At 61.4% G+C, this 26,327-nt stretch carries 27 protein-coding genes; 15 read left to right on the forward strand and 12 right to left on the reverse strand.

The window, feature by feature from the left end; genetic code table 11:
• The first annotated feature begins 328 nt into the window (after positions 1-328).
• A complete protein-coding gene (locus tag BLW62_RS10350; RefSeq protein ID WP_090506973.1) occupies positions 329-1,702 on the forward strand; it encodes an APC family permease in 1,374 nt (457 codons plus the stop codon).
• A gap of 257 nt (positions 1,703-1,959) precedes the next feature.
• Here BLW62_RS10350 and BLW62_RS10355 read toward each other — a convergent pair whose 3' ends face one another.
• Complete coding sequence (locus BLW62_RS10355; RefSeq protein ID WP_090506974.1) at positions 1,960-2,787, reverse strand: nucleoside phosphorylase; 828 nt, start codon at positions 2,785-2,787, stop codon at positions 1,960-1,962.
• Between the two features lie 203 nt (positions 2,788-2,990).
• On the opposite strand from BLW62_RS10355, the gene BLW62_RS10360 reads away from it, so the two are divergent.
• From BLW62_RS10360 to BLW62_RS10385, 6 genes are all read left to right on the forward strand, one after another.
• Positions 2,991-3,377 (forward strand): hypothetical protein, encoded by a 387-nt coding sequence (locus BLW62_RS10360; RefSeq protein ID WP_139305402.1) that lies wholly within the window; start codon positions 2,991-2,993, stop codon positions 3,375-3,377.
• A 259-nt stretch (positions 3,378-3,636) separates the two neighbouring features.
• Entirely contained in the window at positions 3,637-4,275 is a 639-nt protein-coding gene (locus BLW62_RS10365) for a hypothetical protein (RefSeq protein WP_139305403.1), read from the forward strand.
• Positions 4,276-4,641: 366 nt separating this feature from the next.
• Positions 4,642-5,562, forward strand: a complete 921-nt coding sequence (locus BLW62_RS10370) for a PKD domain-containing protein (protein ID WP_090506977.1) — start codon at positions 4,642-4,644, stop codon at positions 5,560-5,562.
• 253 nt (positions 5,563-5,815) lie between these two features.
• Complete coding sequence (locus BLW62_RS10375; RefSeq protein WP_090506978.1) at positions 5,816-8,056, forward strand: methyl-accepting chemotaxis protein; 2,241 nt, start codon at positions 5,816-5,818, stop codon at positions 8,054-8,056.
• A 115-nt stretch (positions 8,057-8,171) separates the two neighbouring features.
• Positions 8,172-8,603, forward strand: a complete 432-nt coding sequence (locus BLW62_RS10380) for a DUF488 domain-containing protein (RefSeq protein WP_090506979.1) — start codon at positions 8,172-8,174, stop codon at positions 8,601-8,603.
• A gap of 160 nt (positions 8,604-8,763) precedes the next feature.
• The gene (locus BLW62_RS10385) at positions 8,764-9,357 is read left to right on the forward strand and encodes a flavin reductase family protein (RefSeq protein WP_090506980.1); all 594 of its coding nucleotides are present in this window, start codon (positions 8,764-8,766) and stop codon (positions 9,355-9,357) included.
• A 92-nt stretch (positions 9,358-9,449) separates the two neighbouring features.
• Here BLW62_RS10385 and cdd read toward each other — a convergent pair whose 3' ends face one another.
• From cdd to BLW62_RS10420, 7 genes are all read right to left on the reverse strand, one after another.
• The gene (gene cdd / locus BLW62_RS10390; RefSeq protein ID WP_090506981.1) at positions 9,450-9,842 is read right to left on the reverse strand and encodes a cytidine deaminase; all 393 of its coding nucleotides are present in this window, start codon (positions 9,840-9,842) and stop codon (positions 9,450-9,452) included.
• A gap of 148 nt (positions 9,843-9,990) precedes the next feature.
• Positions 9,991-11,037 (reverse strand): ABC transporter permease, encoded by a 1,047-nt coding sequence (locus tag BLW62_RS10395; protein ID WP_090506982.1) that lies wholly within the window; start codon positions 11,035-11,037, stop codon positions 9,991-9,993.
• Positions 11,030-12,277, reverse strand: a complete 1,248-nt coding sequence (locus BLW62_RS10400) for an ABC transporter permease (protein ID WP_090506983.1) — start codon at positions 12,275-12,277, stop codon at positions 11,030-11,032. Before BLW62_RS10400 ends, BLW62_RS10395 begins: the two co-directional genes overlap by 8 nt.
• Entirely contained in the window at positions 12,274-13,920 is a 1,647-nt protein-coding gene (locus BLW62_RS10405; RefSeq protein ID WP_090506984.1) for an ABC transporter ATP-binding protein, read from the reverse strand. The genes BLW62_RS10400 and BLW62_RS10405 overlap by 4 nt, the downstream gene beginning before the upstream one ends.
• Before the next feature lie 6 nt (positions 13,921-13,926).
• Positions 13,927-14,988, reverse strand: coding sequence for a BMP family lipoprotein (locus tag BLW62_RS10410; RefSeq protein ID WP_090506985.1), 1,062 nt, complete (start codon positions 14,986-14,988; stop codon positions 13,927-13,929).
• Positions 14,989-15,170: 182 nt separating this feature from the next.
• A complete protein-coding gene (locus BLW62_RS10415) occupies positions 15,171-16,577 on the reverse strand; it encodes a phosphohexomutase domain-containing protein (protein ID WP_090506986.1) in 1,407 nt (468 codons plus the stop codon).
• Between the two features lie 159 nt (positions 16,578-16,736).
• Positions 16,737-17,372 (reverse strand): MaoC family dehydratase, encoded by a 636-nt coding sequence (locus BLW62_RS10420; RefSeq protein WP_090506987.1) that lies wholly within the window; start codon positions 17,370-17,372, stop codon positions 16,737-16,739.
• Positions 17,373-17,617: 245 nt separating this feature from the next.
• On the opposite strand from BLW62_RS10420, the gene BLW62_RS10425 reads away from it, so the two are divergent.
• The 6 genes from BLW62_RS10425 (at position 17,618) to BLW62_RS10450 (ending at position 21,819) form a co-directional block, all read left to right on the forward strand.
• Positions 17,618-17,938: an AbrB/MazE/SpoVT family DNA-binding domain-containing protein gene (locus BLW62_RS10425; RefSeq protein ID WP_090506988.1), complete on the forward strand. Its 321-nt coding sequence runs from the start codon at positions 17,618-17,620 to the stop codon at positions 17,936-17,938.
• A 21-nt stretch (positions 17,939-17,959) separates the two neighbouring features.
• Entirely contained in the window at positions 17,960-18,445 is a 486-nt protein-coding gene (locus tag BLW62_RS10430; RefSeq protein WP_090506989.1) for a hypothetical protein, read from the forward strand.
• Between the two features lie 50 nt (positions 18,446-18,495).
• Positions 18,496-19,038 (forward strand): poly(R)-hydroxyalkanoic acid synthase subunit PhaE, encoded by a 543-nt coding sequence (locus BLW62_RS10435; protein WP_090506990.1) that lies wholly within the window; start codon positions 18,496-18,498, stop codon positions 19,036-19,038.
• On the forward strand, positions 19,035-20,384 hold the full coding sequence (gene phaC / locus BLW62_RS10440; RefSeq protein WP_090506991.1) for a class III poly(R)-hydroxyalkanoic acid synthase subunit PhaC: 1,350 nt from the start codon (positions 19,035-19,037) through the stop codon (positions 20,382-20,384). Before BLW62_RS10435 ends, phaC begins: the two co-directional genes overlap by 4 nt.
• Before the next feature lie 164 nt (positions 20,385-20,548).
• On the forward strand, positions 20,549-21,292 hold the full coding sequence (locus BLW62_RS10445) for a beta-ketoacyl-ACP reductase (RefSeq protein WP_090506992.1): 744 nt from the start codon (positions 20,549-20,551) through the stop codon (positions 21,290-21,292).
• Between the two features lie 122 nt (positions 21,293-21,414).
• Complete coding sequence (locus BLW62_RS10450; protein WP_090506993.1) at positions 21,415-21,819, forward strand: VOC family protein; 405 nt, start codon at positions 21,415-21,417, stop codon at positions 21,817-21,819.
• A gap of 120 nt (positions 21,820-21,939) precedes the next feature.
• On the opposite strand, the gene moaC is transcribed toward BLW62_RS10450, so the two are convergent.
• Both moaC and BLW62_RS10460 read right to left on the reverse strand, forming a co-directional pair.
• Positions 21,940-22,461 (reverse strand): cyclic pyranopterin monophosphate synthase MoaC, encoded by a 522-nt coding sequence (gene moaC / locus BLW62_RS10455; RefSeq protein WP_090506994.1) that lies wholly within the window; start codon positions 22,459-22,461, stop codon positions 21,940-21,942.
• Positions 22,454-23,887, reverse strand: a complete 1,434-nt coding sequence (locus BLW62_RS10460; RefSeq protein WP_090507571.1) for an NAD(P)H-hydrate dehydratase — start codon at positions 23,885-23,887, stop codon at positions 22,454-22,456. Before BLW62_RS10460 ends, moaC begins: the two co-directional genes overlap by 8 nt.
• A gap of 225 nt (positions 23,888-24,112) precedes the next feature.
• Here BLW62_RS10460 and BLW62_RS10465 point away from each other — a divergent pair, with 225 nt between their 5' ends.
• Together BLW62_RS10465 and BLW62_RS18710 are read left to right on the forward strand one after the other, a co-directional pair.
• On the forward strand, positions 24,113-24,595 hold the full coding sequence (locus BLW62_RS10465) for a hypothetical protein (protein ID WP_090506995.1): 483 nt from the start codon (positions 24,113-24,115) through the stop codon (positions 24,593-24,595).
• 190 nt (positions 24,596-24,785) lie between these two features.
• Complete coding sequence (locus BLW62_RS18710; RefSeq protein WP_175459701.1) at positions 24,786-24,956, forward strand: hypothetical protein; 171 nt, start codon at positions 24,786-24,788, stop codon at positions 24,954-24,956.
• 109 nt (positions 24,957-25,065) lie between these two features.
• On the opposite strand, the gene BLW62_RS10470 is transcribed toward BLW62_RS18710, so the two are convergent.
• Positions 25,066-25,344 carry an acylphosphatase gene (locus BLW62_RS10470; RefSeq protein ID WP_090506996.1) on the reverse strand — a complete coding sequence of 93 codons (279 nt, stop codon included), beginning with the start codon at positions 25,342-25,344 and terminating at the stop codon, positions 25,066-25,068.
• A 36-nt stretch (positions 25,345-25,380) separates the two neighbouring features.
• Complete coding sequence (locus BLW62_RS10475) at positions 25,381-26,262, reverse strand: DNA-3-methyladenine glycosylase family protein (protein ID WP_090506997.1); 882 nt, start codon at positions 26,260-26,262, stop codon at positions 25,381-25,383.
• Positions 26,263-26,327 lie beyond the last annotated feature (65 nt).

Consider the following 26,327-nt stretch of genomic DNA (forward strand, 5'->3'; position numbering starts at 1 on the left):
GGACGAACCGGAGCGTCTTACATCGGACGAACCGGAGAACCTCACACCGGACGAACCGATGCCGTCACAGCGAGGTCGCGTCCTCGAGCGTTGACTCAACGGCGGCTAACCGCGCCTCGAGTTCTCAGCCGTCGACTGGCTCAGACGGACTGGGAGCGGTCCTGACTCGAGTGACATCGACTCGGTCTTCACCGGGTGGGTTAGACATAGCGCCATATGTTAACAAACCTTCCACTATATACAACCAATGTATCCATGTGGGCCGGTAATTCGCAACATTGTTATTGGATACCAGTCTCGTTGTAAACGACCCAACTGGTTGGCAACAATGGCAGATCATAAAATAATCGACAAAAAAGTCGGGCTCATTGGGGCGACGGTACTGATAATCGGCAACGTCATCGGGGTGAGTGCGTTCGTGCTCCCTGGCGAGCTTGCGGGAGATGCAGGGCCAGGGATTATTTTCGCGTTGCTACTCGCGTTGATTCCGCTCACGTTTGGAATCATCATGTCGTTGCAACTCGGGAGTGCGATTCCCGTCGCGGGTGGGACGTACGTCTACGCGTCTCGACTCGTCGGTCCGTTCTGGGGGTTCTTGCTGCCGTGGATTACGATCCCCGGCGTCTGGGCGGGGATGTTGTTCATCGCGCTCGGATTCGCTGAATACGCCGGTTTCGTCGCCGACAATATCGCGTTCATCCCGGAGATTCCAGAACTCGGACTGATCTACGGACTCCTTATTCCCTTCATCGTACTGAACGTTCTCGGAATCAAGATGGTCGCGATTATCCAGTTCCTGATGGTGGCGGTCATCATCCTCGGGATGCTCGCGTTCATCGTTCCCGGTGCGTTCATCATCGACACCGGCAACTACTCGGAGATGTTCCCCTACGGCGGTGGCGAGGTCATCGTCGCCGTCGTCTCGCTTTACTTCCCGTTGCGCGGCTTCCGACTCGTCGTCGAACTCGGTGAGGAGATGAAAGATCCGGCGAAGAATATTCCACGCGTCCTGGGGCTGTCGGCTGCGATTTCGATCACGCTGTTGGTGGGCCTCATCGTCGTCCTCATCGGCACGACGAGTCACGTTGCTCTCGGGAACATGGACGCGGCATTCGCACAGGTCTCGCTGGACAACTTCCCGGCACCGATAACCGCGCTGATCCTGTCGGCTGCAGCGATGGGTGCGCTCACGTCGATCAACATGACCTACACAGCGTACTCGAGACTGTTGATGCGTGCAGCGCGTGACGACATCATTCCGTCACCGATTGCCCGAATCCACGATCGATACGATTCCCCACACGTTGCCGTGCTCGTGCTCGGAATTCCACCCCTCCTGGTCGCACCGTTCTCCCCCGGCGTCGTGACCCTCTCTGTCGCGCTCTCGTTGACTATCCTCTTCGGCCTCGCGGTCTCCGGCATCGCGTTGTGGAACCTGCCGAAGGTCTTCCCACAGCGATACGAGTACTCGCTGTACAAACTGCCGTCCTGGCTGCTCAAATTCACCGCGATCGGTGCCGTCGTCTCCGCGGCGTTCCTCTGGATCCTGACGACGACGCAACTCCCCCTGATGACCGGCGTTATCACCGCCTGGATGTTCGTCGGCTACATCTTCTACCGCGTTCGCGTTGCCTACTTCAACAAGCGCGGTATCGACCTCGAGAGTCAGATGTCCCAACTTCACGAGAGCGAGCAAACGTAATCGCAGGCATCTAACTCTCACTCTCTTTCTTCTCTCACTCGAGGCCTCGTTTTCACGGGCGCGCTAAACGCAGCGACTAACCGATGGACCAGACGCCACGCTCGAGGCGTGTTCCAAGTGAAGCCGGAAATCGCAACCCATGCGCCCAGTCAGGGGATGATCGACCAGTGCGCGACTCAACTTCGCCGTGGTCGGTTCGTCAGCGTTCTCTCAGTCTGTTCGCTTCCACCCAGGCATTCCGGCTCAGAAATTCCGACTCAAGCATCCTCGAGCGAGAGCCCGGCGTGCCACCGTTCGGCCCCTTGCTCTCGTTTGATGGCGTCCATCTTCGCGAGGAGATGGGTTGCAAGCGTCGCGGTCTCGGCGGCTCGAGACTCGCCTTCGGTTCGGAACGCACCGGTTTCGCGATTCGCGTAGACGGTGCAGACGGCACCCGCGCGGAGTCCGTAGAGGTTCGCGATGGTCATAATCGCGCTCGCTTCCATCTCGATATTCTTCACGTTCGCGTCCTTCAACTGGTCGACGAGGTCGTCGGCTCCCGCGGCTTCGAAGCCCTCGAACCCGGGTCGGCCCTGGCCGGCGTAGAAGGAGTCCGCGCTCATCGTCACGCCGGTGTGATAGTCGTAGCCGAGTCGCTCCGCAGCGGCGACGAGCGCACAGACCACTTCGTAATCGGCCGTCGCGGGGTAGTCCTCGCGGACGTACTCGTCGCTGGTGCCTTCCTGTCGGACGGCTCCGGTCGTGATCACCAGATCGCCGACGGCCATCTCGGGTTGAATCGCCCCACAGGAGCCGACGCGGATGAACGTCTCACAGCCGACTCGAGCGAGTTCTTCGACGGCGATTGCAGCCGAGGGGCTCCCGATGCCAGTGGAGGTGACCGAAATCGGCGTTCCGTCGGTGGTCCCTGTTGCGGTGCGATACTCGCGGTGGTGGGCTTCGATCTCGTGGTCGTCCCAGAAGTCGACGATCTTCTCGAGGCGTTCGGGATTGCCGGGCAAGAGCACGGTGTCCGCCACGTCGTCGGCGCTGACCTCGAGGTGGTACTGCACGTCGCTGTTGGGATTTTCGCTGTCGCCGGTCATTGAGTACAGCGGTTTGAGCTACTGGTGTAAATACCTCCGGACGCCAAGAACGTCCGCACGTGTGCGCTCGAGGAGTAACTCGATACTCCTGACAGGTATGTGAGCACTGTCTCCGTAGGAGAATCCGTGGCCGTCGTGGGTCGTCGTCGCAGTGATAACTCAAAGCTAAAAACTTATCTTCCCTGAGTTATCTGATCAGTGTAATGAATGGATACCTGATGCGTGTTTCGGGGCTGGCCGGCCTCGCGGCGTGGTTCGCGATGGAGTTGTACGCCCAATTGGTGCGCGACCCAGTCCTCTACGGCGGCCAGAGCGTCCCGCCGGAGTTTCTCGAGGCGGCCCAGCAATCGTTGCTCGTCGGATCGATCGTCGTGGTCGTCTACGGCCAGATTCTTACGCAGGGATCGGCGGACAGCGAACCCGGCTGGCTTCGCTCGCTCGCGATTGGCGTCCAGTGGGGCATTCCGACGCTGATCGCCCTCGATGCAATCGTCGGTGGCGTCTCGAATCTCGGATTTCTCGTGTTAGTTTCACTTCTCGCTGGAGTTATCGCCATTCTGGGAATTATCACGACTGATAGGCCCAACTGACTACTGTGTGACACTGTTGCAAGGGTTTGTTTGGATGTGTACTCGAGGTGATGGCTGCACTGGTTGATTCCGTCTTCTGGCCTATTTGGACGACGAGAGGGTCTGTAGAGCGAATGGAAATAGCACCCTTGCTGGTATCTTTCACCCACATGTTGGATAGAATAACATATTGGGTAACACGATATTCACGAACGAAAGCTTTACCATATATCGTACAAATTCACTGATATCAACCCTACCCAGTGGTTGAAGTGCAACAATGACAGAAGATAATGGACTACTGACGCGACGGACAGTTCTCAGATCAGGCGCAGGAGCGGCAGCACTCGGTGCAGTGGGTGCTGGTGCGGTGTTCTATAGTTCTCAATCAGCCTTGGCAGCAGAGCACGATCTTGGTGAGGACGATACCTCGGTGCGGGCTGATGAAGACGGTGAACTCGTGGCAGTTGAGATTACGCCAGATATTACTGTAGAATGGTCAAACCTCGATGATACCGAGACCACAGCTAATATCGAAATCAGTGCTGCGGTGGATCCAGATGAGGGGGAGGAGTTGGAAAGCGTAGGAGAGAGCTATGAACTTTCTCTCCAAGATGATGAGGATGACGATTACGAATCAGGTGAAACATCGGAAGTATTCGATGCTGTTAACCTCTATAATGAGATAGATGGTCTCAGCGATGAGGATATTGCGGATATTGATGAAGATGAAACCTTCAATATCGATGTGGAGGTCGCTGTAACTGTTGACGACGATGATAATGTCGGTGGCGAGTTGGAAGCAACCGCTAGTAGTGATCTTGAGCTCACAGTCCAGGGGGGAGCTAACTTAGATGAAATTTCTGGTGACATTACGATAGACGCTACATCAGATGTTGACGACGACGACGAGACCTAAGGAACAAGTTATTACATATCACTAACACACTCATTTACAATTGAGGCAGGTGTTAGTGGTTCAATTTTTATAATAAATACTATGGGAGAAAACATTCCAGCAGTATTTTCAACCTGTTAGAGTAAACAGTAGTGTAACGGTCCACCACAGTTGGTGGAGTATTGACATACCACTATCACCCTTACAATGGGATCAAAGACATACCATCTTGCCGTATTTGGCCTTCTTGGAGTACTAATTGTCTTTGCGCTCACCATTGGAACCGGTGCCGCGATCTCGACACTGGCAGACGGAGATGTAACAATGGAGGGGGACATAGATGTCACTGTTGAATCATCTGTCGATAAATCTAATACAACCATTGGTTTGAACGGCACCAGCGAAGACGAAGATGACGACGACGGCGGAGGCGGCATCTCCCTCCCACCACCTGACTCCGGCTCGAGCGGCGACGACTTAATCGGCTCAGCCCCAAGTGACGTCATTACCCAGGAGTCCGAATCCGGCACCGTCTCCCAGACGGAGCCGACGACGTTCGTGCAAACGGCTGTCGAGTCCCTCGAGTTCGAGGACCCGGATCCGTCGTGGTCGGTGGCGGCTCGAGACCTGAATCAGGAGCCGGCGGCGAACGGGGACGCGCCGGGTGAGACACTCGAGGTCAGTATGGTCAGCGTCTCCGACGCGGCTGTGGGCGAGTCCACGACGATGCAGTTGGCAGTCGATCCGGCCGATCTCGAGGGCGTTAGTGACAGTGCCAGCGCGAGCGAGGTTCGGATCTTCGCCGCGACGGACGACGGCTGGGAGCCACTTGGCACGTCCGTCGTCGAGGAAGGCGAGGGTGGGAGCGATCACGTCCTCGAGGCCGAGACCTCGGCAGAAGAAAACGGCGTCTACGCCGTCAGCCACGTCGGCCAACCGACGGCGGCCATCGACCTCGAGTCCGAGACGGTCACGGCTGGGGAGGACCTCGAGTTCTCCGGTGGCGACTCCCTCGATAGCGACTACGACCTCGAGTCCTTCGAGTGGACGATCGACGACACGGAGTTCGAGGGCGAAACGGCGACGGAAGCCATCGACGAACCCGGCGAATACACGGTCTGGCTGACGGTCACGAACGAAGCGGGTGAGACCGACTCCACGTCGTCGACGCTGACCGTCGAAGCCGCGGCCGACGAGGCGGACGACGACGGCATTCCGGCCGGTGGCCCCGTCCTCGTGGCTCTTGCCGCCGTCGTCACCGCGCTCGTCGCCCGCACGAGAAACTGGCTTCGCAGTGAAGCCAGCTAATCGGACTCGAGATCACCGCTCGAAACGGCGATTCGCAGCCATCGAGTCGGTGACTCGAGACCCATCGGTCGGACAACCCGTTCGTCCCACTTTGCGAACGTATTTTCACTGAGTGGTTCCGTTGGATGATAGTCCAAATTAAAACAATAATATTCTCGATACCTTTTTACTGGTCACAATCTTGTGTCCGGCCACGGTGAGTACTCTATCAAGCCGGCTTCCCGATGAGATCCGGCGGTCGTATTCGCGGAAAATGCTCGTCCTCTTTGCAGTCATCATCCTCTGTATCACCTCGATCGGCGGGGTCATCTACCTGCAAACGGGCAGTGCACTCGAGGCCGAAACGGCGGACGAACTCGAGCAATCGACGCAACTCCAATCGAACGTATTGGCCGAGAGCATCGATCGCTACCAACACCACGTGCGGACGCTGGCCGAGTCCAACGTGATCAACAGCGGCACGGACGGCGAAATCGAGTTGACGCTGAATAGCGAGGTGTCCTCGGCCCCCGATAGCGTCGTCGCCGCCCACTACATCGATACGGACGACTACGAGGTCCTCATCAGTAGCGACGACGACGCCGAAGGCGTCAGCTTCGCAGACGAGGGCGTCGACTGGGCGACAGACGACACGCTCCACGACGGCCAGTCGGGGATCCACCTCACGGATCCATACGACGATCCAGTGACCGATAACGCCTCGATCGCGATCACGAGTTCGGTCCCCGAGGAATCCGATCGCGGGGTCGTCTTCGTCATCGATCAGGACGACCACGCGAGCGAACTCGCCTCGCCGTCGCTCGAGGACGACGCGTTCACCCAGATCGTCAACGAAGATGGCGAGGTCGTCATGAGCCACGACGACGAGGCCGCCACGGACGAACACCACGGGGTCGACGACGAGGACGATCCGCGTGCGGCCGCAATCGAAAGCGGACTCGAGGGCGAAACCGGCTACCTCGAGTCCGACGTCGGCGGCAGCGAGATGGCCCTCGGCTACGCACCGGTCGACGGAACAGACTGGGTCATCATGGCCCACACGCCGATGGACGCGGCCTACGACCTCCACCAGAGCGTCACGCGTTCGGTGATCGCGCTCGTGCTCGTCTCGTTGCTCGGCCTGGGAACCATCGGCGTGGTCGTTGGCCGAAATATGTCTCGGTCGCTGAACGAACTCACGGCCAAAACGCGGGAAGTCGAACAGGGCAACCTCGAGACGGAACTCGAGTCGGATCGCATCGACGAAATCGGCGAGTTGTACGCCGCGTTCCGGAGTATGCGAGATTCGTTGCGGGAAACGCTCCACGAGGTCAACACGGCGAAAAAGCGAGCGGAGCGACGAGAGCAGACGCTCGAAGTATTGGTTCAACAACTCGAGCAGGAGGCGAGTGAGGTGATGAAGCGGGCGGCCGACGGCGACCTCACGCAGCGAATGGACGTGACGGAAGGCAACGAAGCCATCGAACAGGTCGCCACCGAGTACAACGAGATGATCGAGCGGATCGAGACGACGATCGACGATCCGAAACGGTTCGCGGGCGACGTGGCATCCCACAGTGAGCAGGTCACGGCGAACGTCGAGGAGGTCCAAGCCGCAAGCGAGCAGGTGTCGACGGCCGTCCAGGACATCTCTTCGCACATCGACCACCAACACACGATGTTCAGATCCGCGGCCGGGGAGATGGCCGAAATCGAACAGATGGCCGACGATATCGCCTCCCTGTCCGAATCGGTGAGCCACTCGGCGACGCAAACGGCGGCGGCCGGAGAGGAGGGGCGCTCGACGGCCCGCAATGCGAAGGAGGCAATGTCTCGCATCGACGAGGAATCCAAGCAGACCCTACGAGAGATCGAAAAACTCGAGCAACAGATGGCCGAAATCGAGGAGATCGTCGACATGATCTCCGAGCACGCAGCCCAGACGGACCTCCTCGCGTTGAGTGCGAACATCGAGGCGTCGAGACAGACGACGGAGACGACGGAGTTCGGAACCGTCGCCGCGGAGGTCAAAGAACTGGCCAGAGAGACGAAAGAGTCCGCCGCCGAAATCGACACGATCATCGCCTCTCTCGAGTCTCAACTCGAGCGGACGACCTGGGAGGTCGAGGCAACGCGAAGCGAGATCGACGAGAGTAAGGCGGTGATCGAAGAGACCGTCGACACCCTCGAGAGCATCGCAACCTACACGACCTCGACCTCGAGTGGCGTTCAACAGATCGCGTCACTCAGCCAGCAACAGTCCGACTCGACCCAGGACGCCAGGCAGTTGATCACGAACGCGACGGAACTGAGCGAGCAGGTGACGGCGGAGACGGAGACGGTCGCCGCTGCGACCGAAGAGCAGACGAGTTCGCTCGAGGAAGTCACCACGAGCGCGAACCAACTCGCGAGCGAAGCCCAATCCCTCCACAGCACGCTCGATTACTTCGAGACCGCGGCGGACGACGAACCGGAACACCACTTCAAGTTCTCACACGGCACGCTCGAGGAGTAGTCTCTCGAGCGAGACGGTTTCGGAGCGGACGTCGACCTATCGGCGAGCGACTCGACCCTACAGTCGGCGTTTTCCCGCCAACAGGTTTGTCCGTACGGACAGCCTCGAAACGGCTATGAGGGAGGGAACGCTCGCGGACACCTACGTTGCCGCGATCCAACACGACCTCGCGTCGCTCCCCACGGAGGCGACGCTCGTCGGCGTCGTTCGCCAGCCGACGTCGTGGTTTCACGCCGCCGTCGACGAGAACTATCCCGAACTCGGACCGCCAGCAGACCTCCTCGAGTCGTTTCAGACGACCGTCGAGGACTACAAAATGCGCGGCCTCTGCGAGGAGGGAGCCCACAACGCCGCCTGGGAGGAAGTCGACTTCGAGGTGCGCTATCGCTCCTATCTCGAGGATTCGAACGAGCCACGCGAGGCGCGCAGCGACCTCGAGAAGCGCCTCGGGAGCGGCGAATCGATCGTGCTCGTCTGCTTCGAAAATACGGAATCGAAACGGTGTCACCGGACGATTTTGCGCGACGTACTCGACGGCGACGAGTAACCGTGTGGTTGCCAGGACGGCCCCTGATATCGACGCTTCGCAGGTGAGGCGGGGCCACGTCCAGGACTCGTTCGATCCCGCCACAGTCCGGTTAGATTAACCGAACGCCCCCGACGAACGACACAAACAGTTACAGCAGCCAGGTCACTATGTGAGAGAGATGCACGCGTTCGACCCATCGGAGCGAACACAGGACGAAGTCGCACGATTCGTAAAAACCGTCGTCACGCCGCGACCGATCGCCTGGATCAGTACGCAAAGCGCGGACGGCACCGAGAATCTGGCACCATTTAGCTCCTACAACTACGTCTCGTTACAGGAACCGACCGTCTTGTTCAACTCGCCGAACGGCGAGCCAGACGAACTAAAAGATACGGCCAGAAACGCCCTCGAGACTGAGGAGTTCGTCGTCAACGTCGTCACGGAAGCCGATATCGAACGGATGGACCACACGTCGGCGGCGATTCCCGAAGACGAAAGCGAGTTCGACCTCGCCGAGGTCGACCGCGGCGAGTGTGAAACCGTCGCTGCGCCGCGGGTAGCCGACGCGGCCGTCTCGATGGAGTGTACCCTCTACGATTCGATCGAGATTCACGACAAACTGATGATTCTCGGCGACGTCCAGTATATGCACGTCGACGAGGAACTGCTCACCGACGGCAAACTCGACATGCGCGACCTCGATACTGTCGGCCGCCTCGGTGGCCCCTATTACACCGTGTCCGACATGCTTCCGTTCGAACGGCAATTCTAACGCGAGCGACTCGAGCGACGCGGTCGACGATCGACCTCACACGATCGACTCCACACGATCGCCCTCACTCGAGCGTCTTTACTCAAGCGTCTTCATTCGAGCATCTCCTCGGTGATCGTATCGGGTAACAACTCGCCCAGAGTGTACTCCGCTGGGGGGTCGTCGTCGCCGCGATCACAGAGCACGACGAGGTCGTCGTCACAGAACTCAGCGAGCGTCTGGCGGCACATCCCACAGGGCGTCACACCGTCTCGCTGGCCGGAACTGACGGCTACTCGAGTGAACTCGCGATGCCCGTTCTTGACCGCCTCGGCGATCGCGACCTCTTCGGCGTGAAGACTGTTGCTGTAGTTCGCGTTCTCGAGATTGCAGCCGACGAACACCTCACCGTCTGCCGTCTCGAGGGCAGCGCCGACCGGGTACTCGGAGTAGGGAACGTGGGCGTTCGACTGAACGTCGCGGGCAGTCTCGAGTAAGTCTGTCATAGCTGCTACTGGCTCGAGGACGGGCAAGAAGGCATCGACCGACTGACCGACTCGGGACGTGCGTGTGGTGTCGAATGGGCGACGGTGGAACCAACGTTGGAGAATCGGGCGCTCGAGGCGTTCGTTCGATTCCTCGAGCCGACGAGAGTCAGTCTTCGCCGGATTCGTAGTGATCGCCGGCGGCGTCGGGCAGTCTGGTGCGACCGACGAGTGCGATCACGACGATCACCGTCGCGTGGGGGATGATCTGGATGATGTTCGTCGGGACGGAGATGCCGGCACCCTGGAGTTGGGTCTGCATCGCGTCCAACCCGGCGAAGAGGAGCGAACCGCCCAGTGCACCGACTGGGTGGTAGTTCGCGAGCAGGTACGTCGCAATCGCGATGAAACCGCGACCGTCGATCACGGTTTCGCCGGTTCCGGTGAACGTACCGAGGTAGCCGAGTGCGAACCCGGCACCGCCGAGGCCCGCGAACACGCCTGAGAGGATCACAGCCGTATATCTGACTCGTTGCACGTCGACGCCGGCCGTGTCGAGAGCTTTGGGGTTCTCGCCGCTCGCGACGACCCAGCGGCCAAAGCGCGTGTGATTGAGGACGAACCAACCGAAGACGAACGCGCCGAGCATAATGTAGACTTGCGGCGGCGTGTCGAACAGCAGGTGTCCGAACAGCGGAATCTCCGAGAGGAGCGGGATCGTGACGTTGTCGAACGTCCCGACGTCGCTCGTGTTCGGACTCTCGAAGACCAGCCGCGAGACGAACGGTGCGAGTCCCAGCGCAATCAGCCAGAGTGCGAGGCCGGCGATGATCTGATCAGCCTTGAACTCGATACAGACGATCGCGAACAACAGCGCGAAGAGCGTGCTCACGAGCACGCCTGCGAGCAGCCCCCACCAGTGATGAGAGATGGTGAACGTGGATTCGCCGCCGCCGAGCCAGAACGTCGCGACGATTGCACTGAACGCCGAGACGATGAGCAGGCCTTCGATCCCGATGTTGATCACGCCACTCTTCTCCGCGAAGATGCCACCGAGGGCGGCGAGCGCGATCGGAACGGCGAGTCGCAGCGTCGCGGCCTGCCAGCTCGGTGGAGTCGCCCAGAGGAACACGACGAGTGTGAGGGCGCTGACGGCGAGCACGACAGCCGGGCGACGGTTGTACCACTCCCGGAGAGTGGTGAACGGATTACGCATCGTCCTCACCTCCGGCGTTGACAGGTTCACCGCCGTCCGTCTGGACGGGTTGGACGTCCTCGAAGTCGACGTATCGACCGCCGATCATGCGGAAGAACTCCGGCATGGCGACGAACAGGATGATGAGGCCGCTCAGAATGCCCACCAGTTCGGGCGGAACGTCCGTCGCGGTACTGATTGACTGCGAGCCACTGTCGAGGAGGCCAAAGAGGAACGCGGAGGCCCCGATACCGAGCGGGCTGTTCCCCGCGAGGATCGAGACGGCGATGCCGTCGAACCCGAGGTCGGGGACGCTCGTGATCCACTCGCCTTGAACCATGAGCACCCACAGCGAGCCCCCGATGCCGCCGAGTGCGCCCGAGAGCGTCATCGCCCCGACGATCATGCGTTTCTCGTCGACACCGCTGTACGCAGCAGCTTCTGGCTGGACGCCACTCGTCCGGAGTTCGTAGCCGAAGGCGGTCCGCGAGAGCATCCAGGCGACGCCGATCATACAAAAGATTGCGAACGCGAGCGCGAGCAGTGAGAAGTTCCACCGACTGCTGAAGCCGAGAAACGGAACGTTCGGAATCTCTGCGTAGGCGGGAATCGATTCGGTCTGCTGGTTCGTACTTTCCGGGTCCTGAAACTGCCAGGCCAGTAGCGTCGCCGCGACGCCGCCAGCGACAAAGTTGAGCATAATCGTCGTGATAACCTCGTTCGCGTCGGCGTACGCCTTGAGCGCCCCCGGAATCGCACCGTAGAGCCCGCCTGCGACCGCGCCGGCGAGGAGGCCAAGCGGAATCAAGACGACGGTCCCGATAAACCCGCTCGGAACGATCACCGACGCGTAGAGGACGGTGACCGCCGTCGCGAGACTCCCCATGATCAGTTGCCCCTGCGTTCCGATGTTGAATAGCCCAGCCCGGAACGCGACCGCGAACGACAACCCGGTGAAGATCAACAGCGTCGTCTGCGCGAGCGTCTCCGCGAGGTTGTAGTTACGAAGCGCCCAGTCTCCCTCGAGCGGGTGGCCGATCGCTCCGAAGAACAGTTCGTAGAAGACCTGCATCGGATTGTAACAGAACGTGAACCCGGCCACGTTGAGGCCCGATTGACATGACGCGTACGCGCCGGAGACGAAAACGAGGACACCACCCACGACGATCGCTGCGAGCAGCGAGGCAACGCTGATCGCGATTCGCTCGAGGACCGAGGCGTGGACGAGTCGCCTGAGGAGGCGTTTCAAACGGGCTTTCATCGCTCACCTCTGCGCTCAGAACCGAACTCGGAGACGGGTTCGGCAGTGGTCGATGCCTCGTCTGCTTCGTCTGGATCTTCGCCGGCCATGAGGAGGCCGAGGGTCTCTTCGGTGAGTGACTCTGGATCAGTAACGTCCATAAAGGAACCTTCGTAGATGACCGCCAATCTGTCGGAGAGACTTCGTACTTCGTCGAGATTCGACGAGATGAGCACAATCGCAACGCCCTCTCGACGCAACTCGAGGAGGCGCTCGTGGATGAACTCCGTCGAGCCGATGTCGACGCCACGAGTCGGGTGGGTCGCGACGACGAGTTCCGGGTCTCGTTCGAACTCCCGCCCGACGATGAACTTCTGTTGATTCCCACCCGAGAACGCTTCGGCGTCCGCGTCCGCGTTGGGCGGTCGAACGTCGTACGTTTCAATGATGTCTTCTGAGTGTTCGCGGACGGCCTTCCAATCGATCTGATTCGACTGCGTGAACGTCTCCGCGCGTTGGCTCCCGAGTACGCCGTTTTCGACCAGATCGAACGGCATCACCAACCCGCGCGTGTGTCTGTCCTCGGGAATGTAGGACATGCCGGCGTCGATCCGGTCGCGTCGCGACCACTCCGTAATCTCGGCCCCCTCCATCGAAATCGTCCCCGCTTCTGGCTGTCGGAGTCCGGTGATGGCCTCGACCAGTTCAGCCTGCCCGTTGCCGTCGACGCCGGCGATACCGAGGACTTCACCGGCACGCACCTCCAGGTCGATTTCCGAGACAGCTTCGACACCGCGGGAGTCCTCGACGGTGAGGTCCGCGACCGAGAGCACCGTCTCTCCGGCGTCGTTGGCCGCCGTTTCGGCCTCGAGGAGGACTTCTCGCCCGACCATGTGTTCGGCCAGCTCCGAGCGCGTCGTGGTGTTCGGGTCGACGGTGCTGACGGATTCGCCGTCTCGAAGGACGGTGATCGCGTCCGCGGCGTGGGTCGCCTCGCCGAGTTTGTGCGTGATGAAGATGATCGTCTTCCCCTGGTCGGTGAGTTCCTCGAGAACGTCGTAGAGCCCCTCGACTTCCTGGGGCGTCAACACGGCCGTCGGCTCGTCCAGGATGAGCACGTCCGCCCCACGGTAGAGGGCCTTGAGGATCTCGACGCGCTGTTGGACGCCGACGCTGCAGTCGGCGACTTTCGCGTCCGGATCGACGTCGAATCCGTACCGATCACAGAGGTCTCGAATTTCACGAGTGACTCGCTCGCGGTCGACTGCCAACCCGAACCACTTTCGGGGCTCGTTGCCGAGGGCGATGTTCTCCGCGACGGTCATCGTGTCGACCAACATGAAGTGCTGGTGGATCATGCCGACCCCCGCGTCGATCGCGTCTCGAGGAGACGAAAACGATCGCGTCGTTCCGTCGACGACGACGTCGCCCTCGTTGGGCTCGTAGAGCCCGTAGAGAACGTTCATCAGGGTCGTCTTTCCGGCTCCGTTCTCACCGAGCAGCGCGTGAACGGTTCCCCGTTCGACGCGCAAGTCGACGTCGTCGTTCGCGATAACCCCCGGAAAGCGCTTCGTGATACCGTCGAGATGTACTGCGAGGTCGCTTGCAGACGCTGTGCCACCCACACCCGCATCGTCGGTTTGTCCCGGTCCCGGCTCGCTCATACGCTATTAGACGTCGTCTGGATCGTCTGGAACGTCGATATCGCCGTCGATGATTTCTTCTTCGGACTCCTCGAGTTCGTCGAGGATATCGTCCGGAATCTCGTCGCCGATCGTCTCGCCGAGGACAACCTCGACGCCGTCGTCCTCGAGTCCGAGTTCTTCGATTTCGCCGCCCTCGAACTCGTCGTTGACGACCGATTCGACCGCCGTGAGGACTGCCTCGTCGACGCGCTTGACCATACTCGCGAGGATAACGTCCGCATAGTCTTCTTCCTGAACCGATTGATCGGCGTCGACGCCGATCGCGAATCGGCCTTCTTCTTCTGCGACCTGGAAGACGCCGATCCCGGCACCGCCAGCCGCGTGGAAGATGATGTCCGCGCCTTGATCTTCGTACAGCGTCGAGGCTGCTTCACGGCCGCCGGACGTGTCGTCGAAGGAGTCGACGTAGATACTCTCGACGTCGACGTCGTCGTTCGCGTACTCGACGCCGGCGGTGAAACCGGCCTCGAAGGATTCGATCAGCGGCGATTCGTCGCCGCCGACGAAGCCGACGACTGTTTCGTCCGGGTCCGTCTCGCTGTCCCCAGCGGAGAACTCTTCGGTCGTCAAAAGACCCGCGAGGTGGCCGACCTGAAACGAGCCGCCGGGTTCGTCGAACGTGTAGCTGCGGACGTTGTCCGCTTCGACGACGGTGTCGATGATAATGAAACTCTGGTCGTCGTACTCCTCGGCGTTGTCCTCGAGTGCGTCTTCTTGCTCGTAGCCGACGCAGGTGACGAGGTCGTAGTCGCCGGGTTCGGCGTAGTCGCGTTGCATGTTGTCGAACTCGCTTTGTTCGCTGGGTTCGGACTCGTTGTACCCGACGTCGAACTCGTCCGCCGCGTCGTTGATGCCCTGGCTCGCCATGTCGTTGAACGAGTTGTCACCGAGGCCGCCGGTGGAGTACACCATCCCAACCTGGTACTCGGATTCGTCTTCGTCACCGAATCCACCAACGCAACCGGCGACAGTGGTCAATCCTGCAATACTTGCACCCGCAAGGAACCGCCGTCGATTCTGCGCCATGAACCAGATTAGCGTAGACCTCCGGTTTATACTCGTCGGAATCGACGAATGTAATAGTAAGAGAACGTGTACTGGGCAACCAGTCCCATCCCAAATAACTAGTACTAAATTACACCTCTCTCCGCTCGTTCAAATAGCGGACAACTGCGGTTTCGCCAATCTACCGGGACCGACGCGAATCCCTATCGATGTGTTCCGATCGTCGCTTCGACGACCGACCGCGCGTCCGCCACGAGTTCGTCGACGGTATCGCTCTCGGCGTAGATCCGCACGTACGGCTCGGTGCCACTCGGTCGCACGAGAATCCAGGAGGCGTCCTCGAACTCGAGGCGGACGCCGTAGTCGGTGTCGACCGACGCCCCGGCGAAGGCTTCGGGGAGTTCTCGCTCGAGGGCGGCCATCGTCTCCGCTTTGGCGTGATCGGGACAGTCGACGCTGACTTTTCGGTACGGCCGTTCGGTGACCGGTTCGCGAAGGGTTTCGGTATCGCCAGCTTCGGCGACGAGCGTGGCGACGATGGCCGCGCTGGCGACACCGTCGATCCAGCCGCCGAAGTGCGTGTGGATGTGCTTCCAGGGTTCGGCGGCGAAGACGACGGCCGTCTCACCGGCGGTTTCGGCCGCCCGTTCGCGCTCTCGAGCGATTCCCTCGTGAAGCGCGCCGAGTCGGACGCGTTCGACGCGACCGCCAGCCTCGCGGACTCGTTCGTCGATCCGCGCGGAGGCGTTCGGCGTCGTGACGACGACCGGGTCGTCCGCGTCGCTTTCAGCGGTGTAGTGGGCCGCGACGACCGCGAGGATCGTATCCTCGTGAATCACGTCGCCGTCGGGTCCGAGAACGACCAGTCGGTCGGCGTCGCCGTCGTGTGCCACTCCGACGTCGACGGAAGCGGACTCGAGGAAGGCGGCGAAGTCGGTGAGCGTCTCCGGCGTCGGCTTGCTCGGGCGAGCGCCGAAGTGACCGTCGACGTTCGCGTTGAGCGCGACCACGTCGGCACCCAGGCGGGAGAGGACGTGTGGCGTCGCGTGGGCGGCCACCCCATTGCCACAGTCGACGGCGACGGAGAGCCCCTCGAGCGGCGAGTCGTCACTCGGCGTTTCGTCACCCGACCCGGAGGCCGCCTGATCTACGACGTACTCGACGACGGCGTCGCGATACTCCTCGAGTACGTCGAACGAGCCCGATTTGCCCCACTCGTCCCACTCGGCTGGTTCGCGTGGCTCCTCTCCGACGACGAGCGACTCGATGGCGTGTTCTGCGGTCTGGTCGAACTCGACGCCGTCCGTGAAGAGTTTGATGCCGTTGTCTTCGGGCGGATTGTGACTCGCGGTGAGCATGACTCCCTTGCGCCCCCGTGAGGCGTACGCGAGTGTCGGCGTCGGAACCTCTCCGAGTCGATAGACGTCAGAGCCGGCGCTCTCGAGGCCGGCTTCGATCGCTGCGGCGAGTGCTGGGCCGGTCTCTCTGCCGTCGCGCCCGACGACGAACGCCGTGTCGGGATCGCCGGCGGCCTGGCCGACTGCGAGCGCACGCGACGGAGAGACCGCCTCGACTGGACCACGAATCCCCGCTGTTCCAAAGAGCGTCATAGCTGGGCGTTCCGCGAGGAACTACTTAGCAGCGGTGGGATAGATCGATCCTGGACTGACCTGATGGTCGGGCACGAAACACGAGTACGAACCGTGAGCGAACGGTGAAAGCGAGCGAGCAACGCGTGAAAACGGGCGAAAACGCCCCATCGAAGGAACCTATTCCTCAGGGAGTTCGTCGATCAGAACGACGGCTTCGCCGTCGATAACGGTGACGTCCTCCGCTTCGTTCCGGACGACCGTCTCGAGGCGGTACTGACGGTTGCCAAGGTCCTCGGCGACTTCGACGCGGGCGGAGACGCGGTCACCGATGGCGACTGGTCCGCTGAACTCGAGGTCCTGAGAGAGATAGACCGTGAGCCCGGGAAGGCGGGCCAGCGCGGCACTGATGAGCCCGGAGACGAGCGTCCCGTGGACGATTCGCTCGCCAAAGCGCGTGTCCGCGGCGAACGCCTCGTCTAAGTGCAGCCGATTGGTATCGCCGCTGATGCGGGCGAACTCGCGAACGTCGTCTTCGGTGATGGTCTTCTCGAACGTGACGGTGTCTCCGACTTCGATCTCGTCCGGATCGTCGACCGTTCGCTCGAAGTGCCACTCGAGGTCCGAGTGTTCGACCGACGAAATGGACGCGCCAACGGACTCGCTGTCGGTGCCGTTCGCAAACTGCGGCGTCAGGAAACTCGAGGCCATCGATCGGTTGAGGGCCGTTGCGCTCTCGACGAACGTCCGTGCCATCGACGTCCACGCCTCGGTAACGGCAGTTACGTTTCGTGCCGCGGTGTTCTGGTCGGACATCTACTGGTTGGTAAGCCTGACGTGGTTATGACTTCTTTGGCTGCACCAATCTACGTTTACACCGAACACAACTGAACGTTATCTGTTCGGTCACCCCCGAACGCAGTATGCACGGAAAACGGACATTCTCCACACCCACCTAGTCAGTGAGTCGAGATCGTTCCCGCACCATTAGATACCATCAGATGGTATTTGATGGTTTTCTTCGGAAACCCTTATCACGACTGTGCTCGTTGACTCTGGTGATGACGGACGACCCCGATCCATCGCGCTGGTTCCCGCCCGCACTGTTCGCTGAGCAGATGCAAGAAACTGGAGAACAGTGGGCCGAGTCCCAACAGGAGTTGCTCGAGACGATGATGGCTAGCAGTCAGTCGACACCGTTCGACGCGTCCTCGGCGATCGGACCGATGACGCTCGGTACGGCGACGTTCAAGGCTCGCGTCCAGAGCGGCGGCCGAATCAGCGTTCCCGAACCGGAACGAGACGCCCTCGACATCGAAGAGGGCGACATCGTTCAGACGATCGTGGTCCCCGTCAAACGCGACCGCGAGGAAGACGACTGACTCACGAACCACTACCCACCCATGACCCAGAATCCATTCACCGCGATGCTTACCGCCCAGCGAAACGCACTCGAACGAACCCAGACACTCACTCACGACAGTCTCGAGGCCCAGCAGTCCACGATTCGCGCCTTCGGCGAGTTCCTCGACCGAACGAAGGAGTTGACCGAGTCGAACGCCGAACTGTCCCAGGGAACGATTCACGCGTCCCTCGACGCGCTCGAGGCCTCGATGCCCGAGGAGGCTGCCGACTTCGACGACCTCCGCGAACTCGTCGACGACGGCTTCGAATCGGGAACCGAGGCACAACTCGCCACCCTCGAGGCGATCAGCGAGACACTTTCGGAAGCCGAAGCCGCCTCCGAAGAGGTCTCGGCCAGCTACGCAGAGGTCGTCGACACCTCCTTCGACGCGTTCCTCGACGCACACGAACAGGTCGAACGCAACGTCGCTGCCGTGGCCGACACCGTCGACGACGCAACCACGGAATTTGACGTTTCTGCCTAGTTGAAAGACGGGTTGCAGTCTTTTCACGCCGACTACCGTAGTTACTACTCATGTCCGATTCACAGCCTCCCGCTCAGCAGTGGAACAGCGTCGTCGAACAGTGGAACGAACAGTTCCTCGATGCCCTCGAGCAAAACGTCGAAGCCCAGGCCCAGTTCGTCGAGAGTTGGTCCGGTAGCGTCGACGACGTCACCGAGGGCGAGGAACTCTCCGAGGGCGTCCAGGGCTACGCTCGAGCCTACGAGACGTGGATGAGCGCGTCCCAGCGGATGGTCGAACAGCTAACCGAGACGCTCGACGGCGAGGATCTCGACGTCGAGGCGTTTCGCGACATCTGGCTCGATACGGCCAACGAAGCGTTCAAAGAGGTCATGTCGACGACGGCGTTCGCGCAGGCGACCGGCGAAACCGTCGGTGACGTCTTCGAACTCCAACAGCAAGCCGACGAGGCGTCCCAGGAGACCCTTCGAACGCTCGGCTTCGCGACCGAAGACGACGTCGTCGAAGTCGGCGACCGACTCGTCGAACTCGAGCGTCGTCAACACGCCGTCGAAACGAAACTCGATCGTATCCTCGAACACCTAGACGAATGAATAACCCATACGCGACCGTTCTGGACATGCAACGACAGGCCTGGGAGGTTTCCGCCGAACTGGCCGAAAAGAGCGGCGTCGCCCCCGAGCGCGCGCAGACGGTCGACTCTGTCGAGGTCGGAGCAACGCCGAGTGAGGTCGTCTACACCGAGAACAAACTCGAGTTGCTCCACTACGAGCCACGCACAGAGACCCAACACGACGTTCCCATTCTCGTCGTGTACGCGCTGATCAACAAACCCTACATCCTCGACTTGCAGCCGGATCGCTCCGTCGTCCAGACGCTGCTCGAGGCCGGCTTCGACGTGTATCTGATCGACTGGGGAGAGCCCTCGAAACTCGATCGATCGCTGGGCCTCGACGACTACGTCAATCGTTACATCGACAACTGCGTCGACGAAGTTCGCGAGCGGTCGGGCCAGGAATCGATCAACATCCTCGGCTACTGCATGGGCGGTACGAAGTCGGCGATGTACGCCTCGCTCTACCCCGAGAAGGTCGAAAATCTCGCGTTGATGGCCGCCGGGCTCTGCTTCGACGGCGAGGGGGGCGTGCTCGAACTCTGGGGGAGCGAGGAGTACTACAGTCCCGAGACGATCACCGACACGTTCGACAACGTCCCCGCGGAGTTTCTGGACGTCGGCTTCGCGTTGATGGATCCCGTCGCGAACAACGTCACGAAGTACGTCCGATTCTACGACAACATGGAAGACGAGGAGTTCGTCGAGAACTTCGCGCGGATGGAACGCTGGCTCGACGAAGGCATCGACGTGGCCGGACGCGCCTACGAGGAGTTCATCCGCGACATCTATCAGGAGAACGCTCTCGCCGAGAACGACCTCCACCTGAACGGCGAGCACGTCGACCTCTCGAACATCGACATGCCCGTCCTCCAGATCGTCGCGGAGTACGACCACCTCATCCCGCCGGAAGCCTCGAAGCCGTTCAACGAACTCGTCTCCTCCGACGACACCGAGATCCTCGAGTTCGCGACGGGCCACATCGGGATGTCGGTCTCCTCTCGAAGCCACGCCGAACTCTGGCCGCAGGTCTGTGAGTGGTTCGAAGCGCGGTCGGCCGACGCTTCGCTCGAGGCAGAACCCGAAGCGCCTGCTCCGGCCGAAGACGACGCGGCCCTCGCAGAAGACACCGCCGGCGACGAGTCCGGTCCGACCGACCTGACGGAAATCGACGGTATCGGCCCGGCGTACGCGGAGCAACTCCGCGAAACGGGGATCGAAACCGCGGGTCAACTCGCGAACGCGACTGTCACCGAACTCGCCACAGAGACGGGACTTTCACCCGGGCGTCTCGAGAACTGGATCGAACAGGCACGATCCCGTTAGCCCGCCTCGAACGAACGGTCGGACCCGCACCGTCGATCCGGCCAGATCGCCGAACTTGTTTCCGCGACGTCCGTCCTTCCGTATCTTGACCCGTCTCGCCCCCGAATTGTATCTTTTGATGATGGACACGCCGTTATTTAATCCCGCTCGTTGAACGGGCGACTATGACGATGGAAGGGCGGACGTGCGTTATCACCGGGTCAGCACGGGGTATCGGTCGCGGAATCGCAGAACACCTCGGGGACGAGGGTGCAAACGTCGTCGTCAACTACCGGACGTCGGAGCAACCCGCACTCGAGGCCGTTGAAATAATCGAAGCCGCAGGTGGAAACGCGGTCACCGCGAAGGCCGATGTCGCCATCCGAGACGAGGTCGAACACATGCACGAGGTCTGCCACGAGGCGTTCGGGCCGGCTGACGTGCTGGTCAACAACGCGGGGATCACCGCCGACGACCAGTTCATGGAGATGACCCGCGAGGAGTGGGATCGAGTCATGGACGTCAACTTAGGCGGGATGTTCAACTGCACCCAGACGTTCTTCGACGACATCTGGAACGCAGAGGAAGGTCGATTGATCAACATCTCGAGCGTCGTCGGCAAGCAGGGGAACTTCGGACAGGCGAACTACGCTGCGGCGAAGAGCGGCATGTTCGGCTTCACGCGAACGATCGCGCTCGAGTTGGCCAAGGGTGGGTCGACGGCAAACTGCGTCGCCCCCGGCTTCACCCGCACGGACATGCTCGAGAGCGTTCCCGAGACGGTCTTAGAGCGCGTCATCTCGGGCATCCCGCTCGAGCGATTGGCCGAAGTCGAAGACATCGCCGCAGTCGTGCGCTTTCTGGCGAGCGAGGACTCGTCGTACGTGACGGGCGAAGTGATCGACGTCAACGGCGGAATGGACCTATAGAGGCTCCGTTCACCGGACGGCCGACGCGCTCGAGTCGCCTCGTGATCCCATCTCGGCTCGTGTCATCGTCTCGATTTCACTCGAACGTTAGGAATTATCATGCACGAAGTGAATCGATCGGTATGGTCACGCCGGAATCGTTCTACCATGTTGCACTGAAAGTGCCGGACGTCGACGCAGCCGTCGCGTTCTATCGGAACCATCTCGCAGGTGAGGTCATCAAACGAAAGCGACCCGACGAAGACGCGACGGGTGCGGAAAACGTCTCACACGCCGCGTTACAGGTCGGCGATAAGCGTCTCTACGTCTTCGATCGGGCACCCTACGAGGCTGCCGGCCTCGTCGAGGAGCTCCCCTACGGCTTCCTCCACTTCGGCTACGTCGTCCCCGACGTCGGGGCCGCCGCGGCCGACCTCGAGGGAGACGTCTCCTTCGTCATGGAACCGACCGTCTTCGGCGATATGAAAATTGCCTTCATCGAGGGACCCGCAGGCGAGCGAATCGAGTTACTCGAGTATCTGGATTGATCGGCGGAGACGGCCCCAAAGCGACTCGCCTCGCTTTCGAACTGCATACTCGAGTCGGTACCTTCCCGCCCGTCGAATATCAGTCAAAATCGGGTCCCGAACCGACGCACCGGTTCGTCGTTACGCCTGTCGTTTCTCCTTCGCGAGCACCCGCACGTTCTCGATTCCCGTGTCGGGATACTGACCGTCGTCGTCTTTCTCGACGGCCTTGACCATGTCCCAGACGACGTTCAGGCCGGTCGTGACGCCCTCGAGGGCCTCCATCTCACAGCCCGTTTTGCCCGTCGTTTCGACGCCGACCTCGAGTTCGAGGTGATCATCGGCGAGGTCGAACTCGGTGTCGACGTTCGTGATCGGGATCTGGTGGCACATGGGGATCGTCTCCCAGGTGTGTTTGACGGCCTGGACGGCACCGATTCGGGCCGTCGCGAGCACGTCCCCCTTGCCGATCTCGTCCTCGCGGATCGCCTCGACGGTCGAGGACTGAAGATAAATCTCGCCGACGGCGACCGCGCGACGCTCACTGTCCGGTTTGTCGCCGACATCGACCATCTGCACGTCACCGTCGTCCGTCGTGTGCGTGAGGTCGCCGGCGTTCGCCTCCCGGTCCTCGGCCGAGCGCTCCTCGGGTGTGTCACTCATCGGTTTCGTTCCAGAGTGCTGCGGGTATCTCCTTGAGCATGTCGGATGCGAGGAAGCCGAACGCCTCGGTTTCGGCCAGTCGCTCGCCCGCGAGTCCGTTGACGTGTGCCGCCGCCGCCGCGGCCTCGAGCGGGTCCGCGTAGGTCATCAGCGCGGCGACGATGCCCGCGAGCGTGTCGCCGGTGCCGCCGACTTTCATGCCAGCGGTCCCAGAGCGACTGATTCTGGTCCGCTCGCCGTCCGTGATCACGTCCGTCGCCCCCTTCGCCAGCACGAGGTGGCCGAGATCGGCCGCGAAGGCTTCGACCTCGTCCGCCGCCGCTTCGAGGTCGTCGACATCTGGGCCGCCCATCCCCGCCAGTTCGCGACGGTTCGGCGTACAAACCAGCGTCGCATCTGTCTCGAGGTTGGGGACGACTCGCAGGGCGTCCGCGTCGACGACGACACGGCCTTCGAAGGACTCGAGGAACTGCCGAGCCGCCTCGAGGGTCTCGTCTGCGGTGCCAAGTCCCGGCCCCAACACGACGACGTTGTCGTATTCCTGGGCCGTCTCGAGGAGATCCTGAGCCGTCTCGGGCGTGAGCACGTCGTCGTCGCGCTCGTAGGGTTGGACGATGAGGTCCTCGCTGTAGCCCTGAATCTCACCGGCGACGGCGTCGGGTGCCGCGACGAAGGAGAGTTCGCTACCGCCGCGCAACGCGGCCTGTGCGGCGAGTGCGGGCGCACCGGTGTAGGGGCCGCCGCCGATAATGTAGGGTCTCCCTTCGCGCCCGTCCGGTCGCGCGAGTCGAACGTCACCGGGGCCGACGAATCGCTCGGCCGCGGCAGGAATCCCGATATCCGCGACGGTCACGTCGGCCGCGAGGTCCGCGAGACCGGGCTTCGTGTCGTGGAAGGTAACGACGTGGTCGGCGTCGACGCCGTCGTCCCCGTGGTCGCCATCGTTCGCGTCGAATCCCGAGGGAACGTCGACCGAAACGACGGTGGCATCGCTCGCGTTGATCGCCGCGGCGGCGCTCGCGGCGGGTTCCCGAAGGTCGCCACTGATTCCCGTCCCGAGCATCGCGTCGACAACAACGTCGCACTCCGGGAGGTCGAACTCACTCGAGTCCGTCACTTCTTGCGTGTCAAAGCCGGCGCGCTGGAGGGCGTCCCAGTTTTCTCGAGCGATGTCGGTGCCGATGCGTTCGGCGCGGCCGAGCAAGCTAATCGTGAGGTCGTAGTCCTCGAGGAATCGAGCGGCGACGAACGCGTCGCCGCCGTTGTTTCCGCGACCGGCGACGACGGCAATGGTCGAGCCAGTGTCCGCGACCGCTCGGATCGTGCGGGCGAGTGCGTGTCCGCTCGACTCCATGAGCTGTTTCTGTGAGACGCCGAGCGCCGCGGCGTTCTCGTCGACGACAGCCATTCGCTCGCCAGTAATCATACGCGAGCGTTCGACGGGACGACCGTTGAAGATTGCGGACGTCGGGGTGTGGACATCGGGGATGAGGATGTCGGTGTGTGTGGACACTGGGGATGAGAATGCCGGGGTGTATGGACATCGGGAATGTAGACGGCAGGAGCGGAGACGATCGATGTGGACGGTTGGGTGTGGATCTCCGCTTCGACGGACCAACATACTCAATCTTCCTCGGCCCCAAATTGCCGTGTGAACGTCTTCTGGCTCGACGACGACCCACGGCTCGCAGCTCGCTATCACTGCGACCAGCACGTCAACAAGCTCCTGCTCGAGGCCGCGCAGGTCCTCTGTACGGCGGCTCGAGAGAACGGGTACGAGGCGGATTTTCTCTACCAGTCGACGCACGCTGACCATCCCGTAACGATCTGGGCACGCGAGTCTCGAGCGAACTGGCGTCAGTTGCGAGAGCACGCACAGGCGCTCAACGAGGAGTTCGTCGAACGATACGAGAAGGACGAGCCACACGCATCCTGGCAGGTAATCGAGCGCATCGATCCCAGCGAAATCGAGTTTCCGTCCGCAGAGCCCACGCCAAAGCCCCAAGCGATGCCCGACGAGTATTGCTGTCCCGACGATCCCGTCAGCGCCTATCGAGCCTACTACGCCGGCGAAAAGGCCGAGTGGGCCGAGTGGAAGTACACCGAAAAACCGCCGTGGCTGGAGACGCAGTGACGAGAACTCGAGTAAACACCAGCGACGTCGAGTAGACGCGACAGGTCGAATCCCGCGTGCATTCAGCGGTCGGTGAGCACTGCTCAGTGAGTCCGTATGCCGTGCGAAAGTTACTCAATAACGATTGTTGGTTTTGGATACGAGAACTATATTTGCAAATACCTAAATCCTCGCGGCCCATACAACGATCATGGACGCAATCGACGCCGAACCAACTGTTGAGCCAACTGCCGAATCGACCCACGCTGACCACCCCCAGCTACCCGCCGAACAGCCCGACCCGTCTGTCTATCTCCCCGGAACGCCGACCGCGTCGTTCCTCGAGTACATCGAAGTCGCGATCAAGACGCTCACACGCTGAAAACGGCTGCCACTTCGTCTAGAATCCCCAATTCTCACGATCTGTTTTCACCGAACTGCACGGAGCGCAGTGTCGGTCGACTCGAAACCACTCGAGGACTCCCGGCCAGTCAGTAGCGAATCTCGAATCCGTCCGCTCCCTGTGGTTCTTCGTACGTCGCGTCGACATCGTCGACCGCAGCCGCCGGGCTACCCGTGTGACACCACTCGACCATCTCCTCGACGGTGCTCTCGTCGCCTTCGAAAACCGCTTCGACGCGCCCGTCCTCGAGATTTTTCACCCAGCCGTCGACTCCCTTCTCGCGAGCCGTGTCGCGGGTGTTCGCACGGTAGTAGACGCCCTGGACGGTGCCGGTGACGAAGACGTGTACGCGAGTCCGTTCTGCCATAGCTGGTCACTCGAGCGCCGGCGGCAAAAATCTGGGTTACGCGCCGGTCCGAAGGTGATGGAAGAGGTACGTCTGTGCGTACCCCGCGTGCTGTCCGCCGAGTTCCTCACGGATGGCTCTCGAGGTAGCCGCGTATCCGTTCTGAGAGCATTCGGGATAGTGCTCTTCGATCGCCGACTTGATCCACGTATCGAGTGGTACGGCTTCGTCGAAGTCGAGCGAGAACAAGAGGACGCAGTCGGCTACCTTGTCGCCGACGCCGACGAAGCGCGTCAGGTACTCTCGAGCGGATTCGTACTCGAGGTCGCGAGCGTCGGCCGGATGGGCCTCGCCGTCGGCGACCATCTCGGCCGTTCGAACAACGTAGGGGGCTCGGTAGCCAAGGCCCAGGTCGCGCAACTCGGCTTCCGTTGCCGTCGCGAGTTGAGCTGGCGTCGGAAACGAGTGGTACGTCTCGTCGTTCCACTCGAGTGGCGTGCCGTACTCGCGAGCCAGCGTCGACACCATCGAGTGGATTCGGCTGACGCGCATCTGTGCCGAACAGATAAAAGAGACGAGACACTCAAAGGGGGGATCTTCGACCAGTCGCATGCCCGAGTGTGCCTCGTAGGCTTCGGTCAGGAGCGGATCGTCCGGCGACGCCGCTTCGATCGCCTCGAGGTCGTCGTCCAATCGCAGCAGTCGCCGGACGAGCGACTCGGCGTCGATTGGCGATTGCCACTCGAGGGTTCGGTCAGTCGTTCGGACGCGAATCGGGCTCCCGTCGACGACGGTGTAGTACCACGCCTCGCCCGGTGGCGTCTCGGTGTACATGGCACCGTCACTGCGTCGCCAGCAGTAGGTTTGGCCGCTCTCGAGCGTTCGATACAGGTCGAGTCCGCCTGAAAGCTCGTCGATCGGAATCGTGCCTGTCTCCATCTGATCGATCCCTCGAGACGCGACGCCGTGTGCCTTTCGACACGCGTCCCGTTCTCGCCTCTTAC

It is taken from the genome of Natronorubrum sediminis, assembly GCF_900108095.1.
GTDB lineage: Archaea > Halobacteriota > Halobacteria > Halobacteriales > Natrialbaceae > Natronorubrum > Natronorubrum sediminis.

Bases quoted from the DNA above. Each gene is read 5' to 3' on its own strand.
- cdd (WP_090506981.1), bottom strand. From the start codon at position 9,842: ATGACAGACTTACTCGAGACTGCCCGCGACGTTCAGTCGAACGCCCAC.
- moaC (WP_090506994.1), bottom strand. From the start codon at position 22,461: ATGAGTGACACACCCGAGGAGCGCTCGGCCGAGGACCGGGAGGCGAAC.
- BLW62_RS10360 (WP_139305402.1), top strand. From the start codon at position 2,991: ATGAATGGATACCTGATGCGTGTTTCGGGGCTGGCCGGCCTCGCGGCG.
- BLW62_RS10435 (WP_090506990.1), top strand. From the start codon at position 18,496: ATGTCCGATTCACAGCCTCCCGCTCAGCAGTGGAACAGCGTCGTCGAA.
- BLW62_RS10445 (WP_090506992.1), top strand. From the start codon at position 20,549: ATGACGATGGAAGGGCGGACGTGCGTTATCACCGGGTCAGCACGGGGT.
- BLW62_RS10410 (WP_090506985.1), bottom strand. From the start codon at position 14,988: ATGGCGCAGAATCGACGGCGGTTCCTTGCGGGTGCAAGTATTGCAGGA.
- BLW62_RS10415 (WP_090506986.1), bottom strand. From the start codon at position 16,577: ATGACGCTCTTTGGAACAGCGGGGATTCGTGGTCCAGTCGAGGCGGTC.
- BLW62_RS10355 (WP_090506974.1), bottom strand. From the start codon at position 2,787: ATGACCGGCGACAGCGAAAATCCCAACAGCGACGTGCAGTACCACCTC.
- BLW62_RS10475 (WP_090506997.1), bottom strand. From the start codon at position 26,262: ATGGAGACAGGCACGATTCCGATCGACGAGCTTTCAGGCGGACTCGAC.
- BLW62_RS10365 (WP_139305403.1), top strand. From the start codon at position 3,637: ATGACAGAAGATAATGGACTACTGACGCGACGGACAGTTCTCAGATCA.
- BLW62_RS10430 (WP_090506989.1), top strand. From the start codon at position 17,960: ATGACCCAGAATCCATTCACCGCGATGCTTACCGCCCAGCGAAACGCA.
- BLW62_RS10385 (WP_090506980.1), top strand. From the start codon at position 8,764: ATGCACGCGTTCGACCCATCGGAGCGAACACAGGACGAAGTCGCACGA.
- BLW62_RS10395 (WP_090506982.1), bottom strand. From the start codon at position 11,037: ATGCGTAATCCGTTCACCACTCTCCGGGAGTGGTACAACCGTCGCCCG.
- BLW62_RS10460 (WP_090507571.1), bottom strand. From the start codon at position 23,887: ATGATTACTGGCGAGCGAATGGCTGTCGTCGACGAGAACGCCGCGGCG.
- BLW62_RS10450 (WP_090506993.1), top strand. From the start codon at position 21,415: ATGGTCACGCCGGAATCGTTCTACCATGTTGCACTGAAAGTGCCGGAC.
- BLW62_RS10380 (WP_090506979.1), top strand. From the start codon at position 8,172: ATGAGGGAGGGAACGCTCGCGGACACCTACGTTGCCGCGATCCAACAC.
- BLW62_RS10375 (WP_090506978.1), top strand. From the start codon at position 5,816: ATGCTCGTCCTCTTTGCAGTCATCATCCTCTGTATCACCTCGATCGGC.
- BLW62_RS18710 (WP_175459701.1), top strand. From the start codon at position 24,786: ATGGACGCAATCGACGCCGAACCAACTGTTGAGCCAACTGCCGAATCG.
- BLW62_RS10420 (WP_090506987.1), bottom strand. From the start codon at position 17,372: ATGTCCGACCAGAACACCGCGGCACGAAACGTAACTGCCGTTACCGAG.
- BLW62_RS10405 (WP_090506984.1), bottom strand. From the start codon at position 13,920: ATGAGCGAGCCGGGACCGGGACAAACCGACGATGCGGGTGTGGGTGGC.
- BLW62_RS10425 (WP_090506988.1), top strand. From the start codon at position 17,618: ATGACGGACGACCCCGATCCATCGCGCTGGTTCCCGCCCGCACTGTTC.
- BLW62_RS10400 (WP_090506983.1), bottom strand. From the start codon at position 12,277: ATGAAAGCCCGTTTGAAACGCCTCCTCAGGCGACTCGTCCACGCCTCG.
- phaC (WP_090506991.1), top strand. From the start codon at position 19,035: ATGAATAACCCATACGCGACCGTTCTGGACATGCAACGACAGGCCTGG.
- BLW62_RS10470 (WP_090506996.1), bottom strand. From the start codon at position 25,344: ATGGCAGAACGGACTCGCGTACACGTCTTCGTCACCGGCACCGTCCAG.
- BLW62_RS10350 (WP_090506973.1), top strand. From the start codon at position 329: ATGGCAGATCATAAAATAATCGACAAAAAAGTCGGGCTCATTGGGGCG.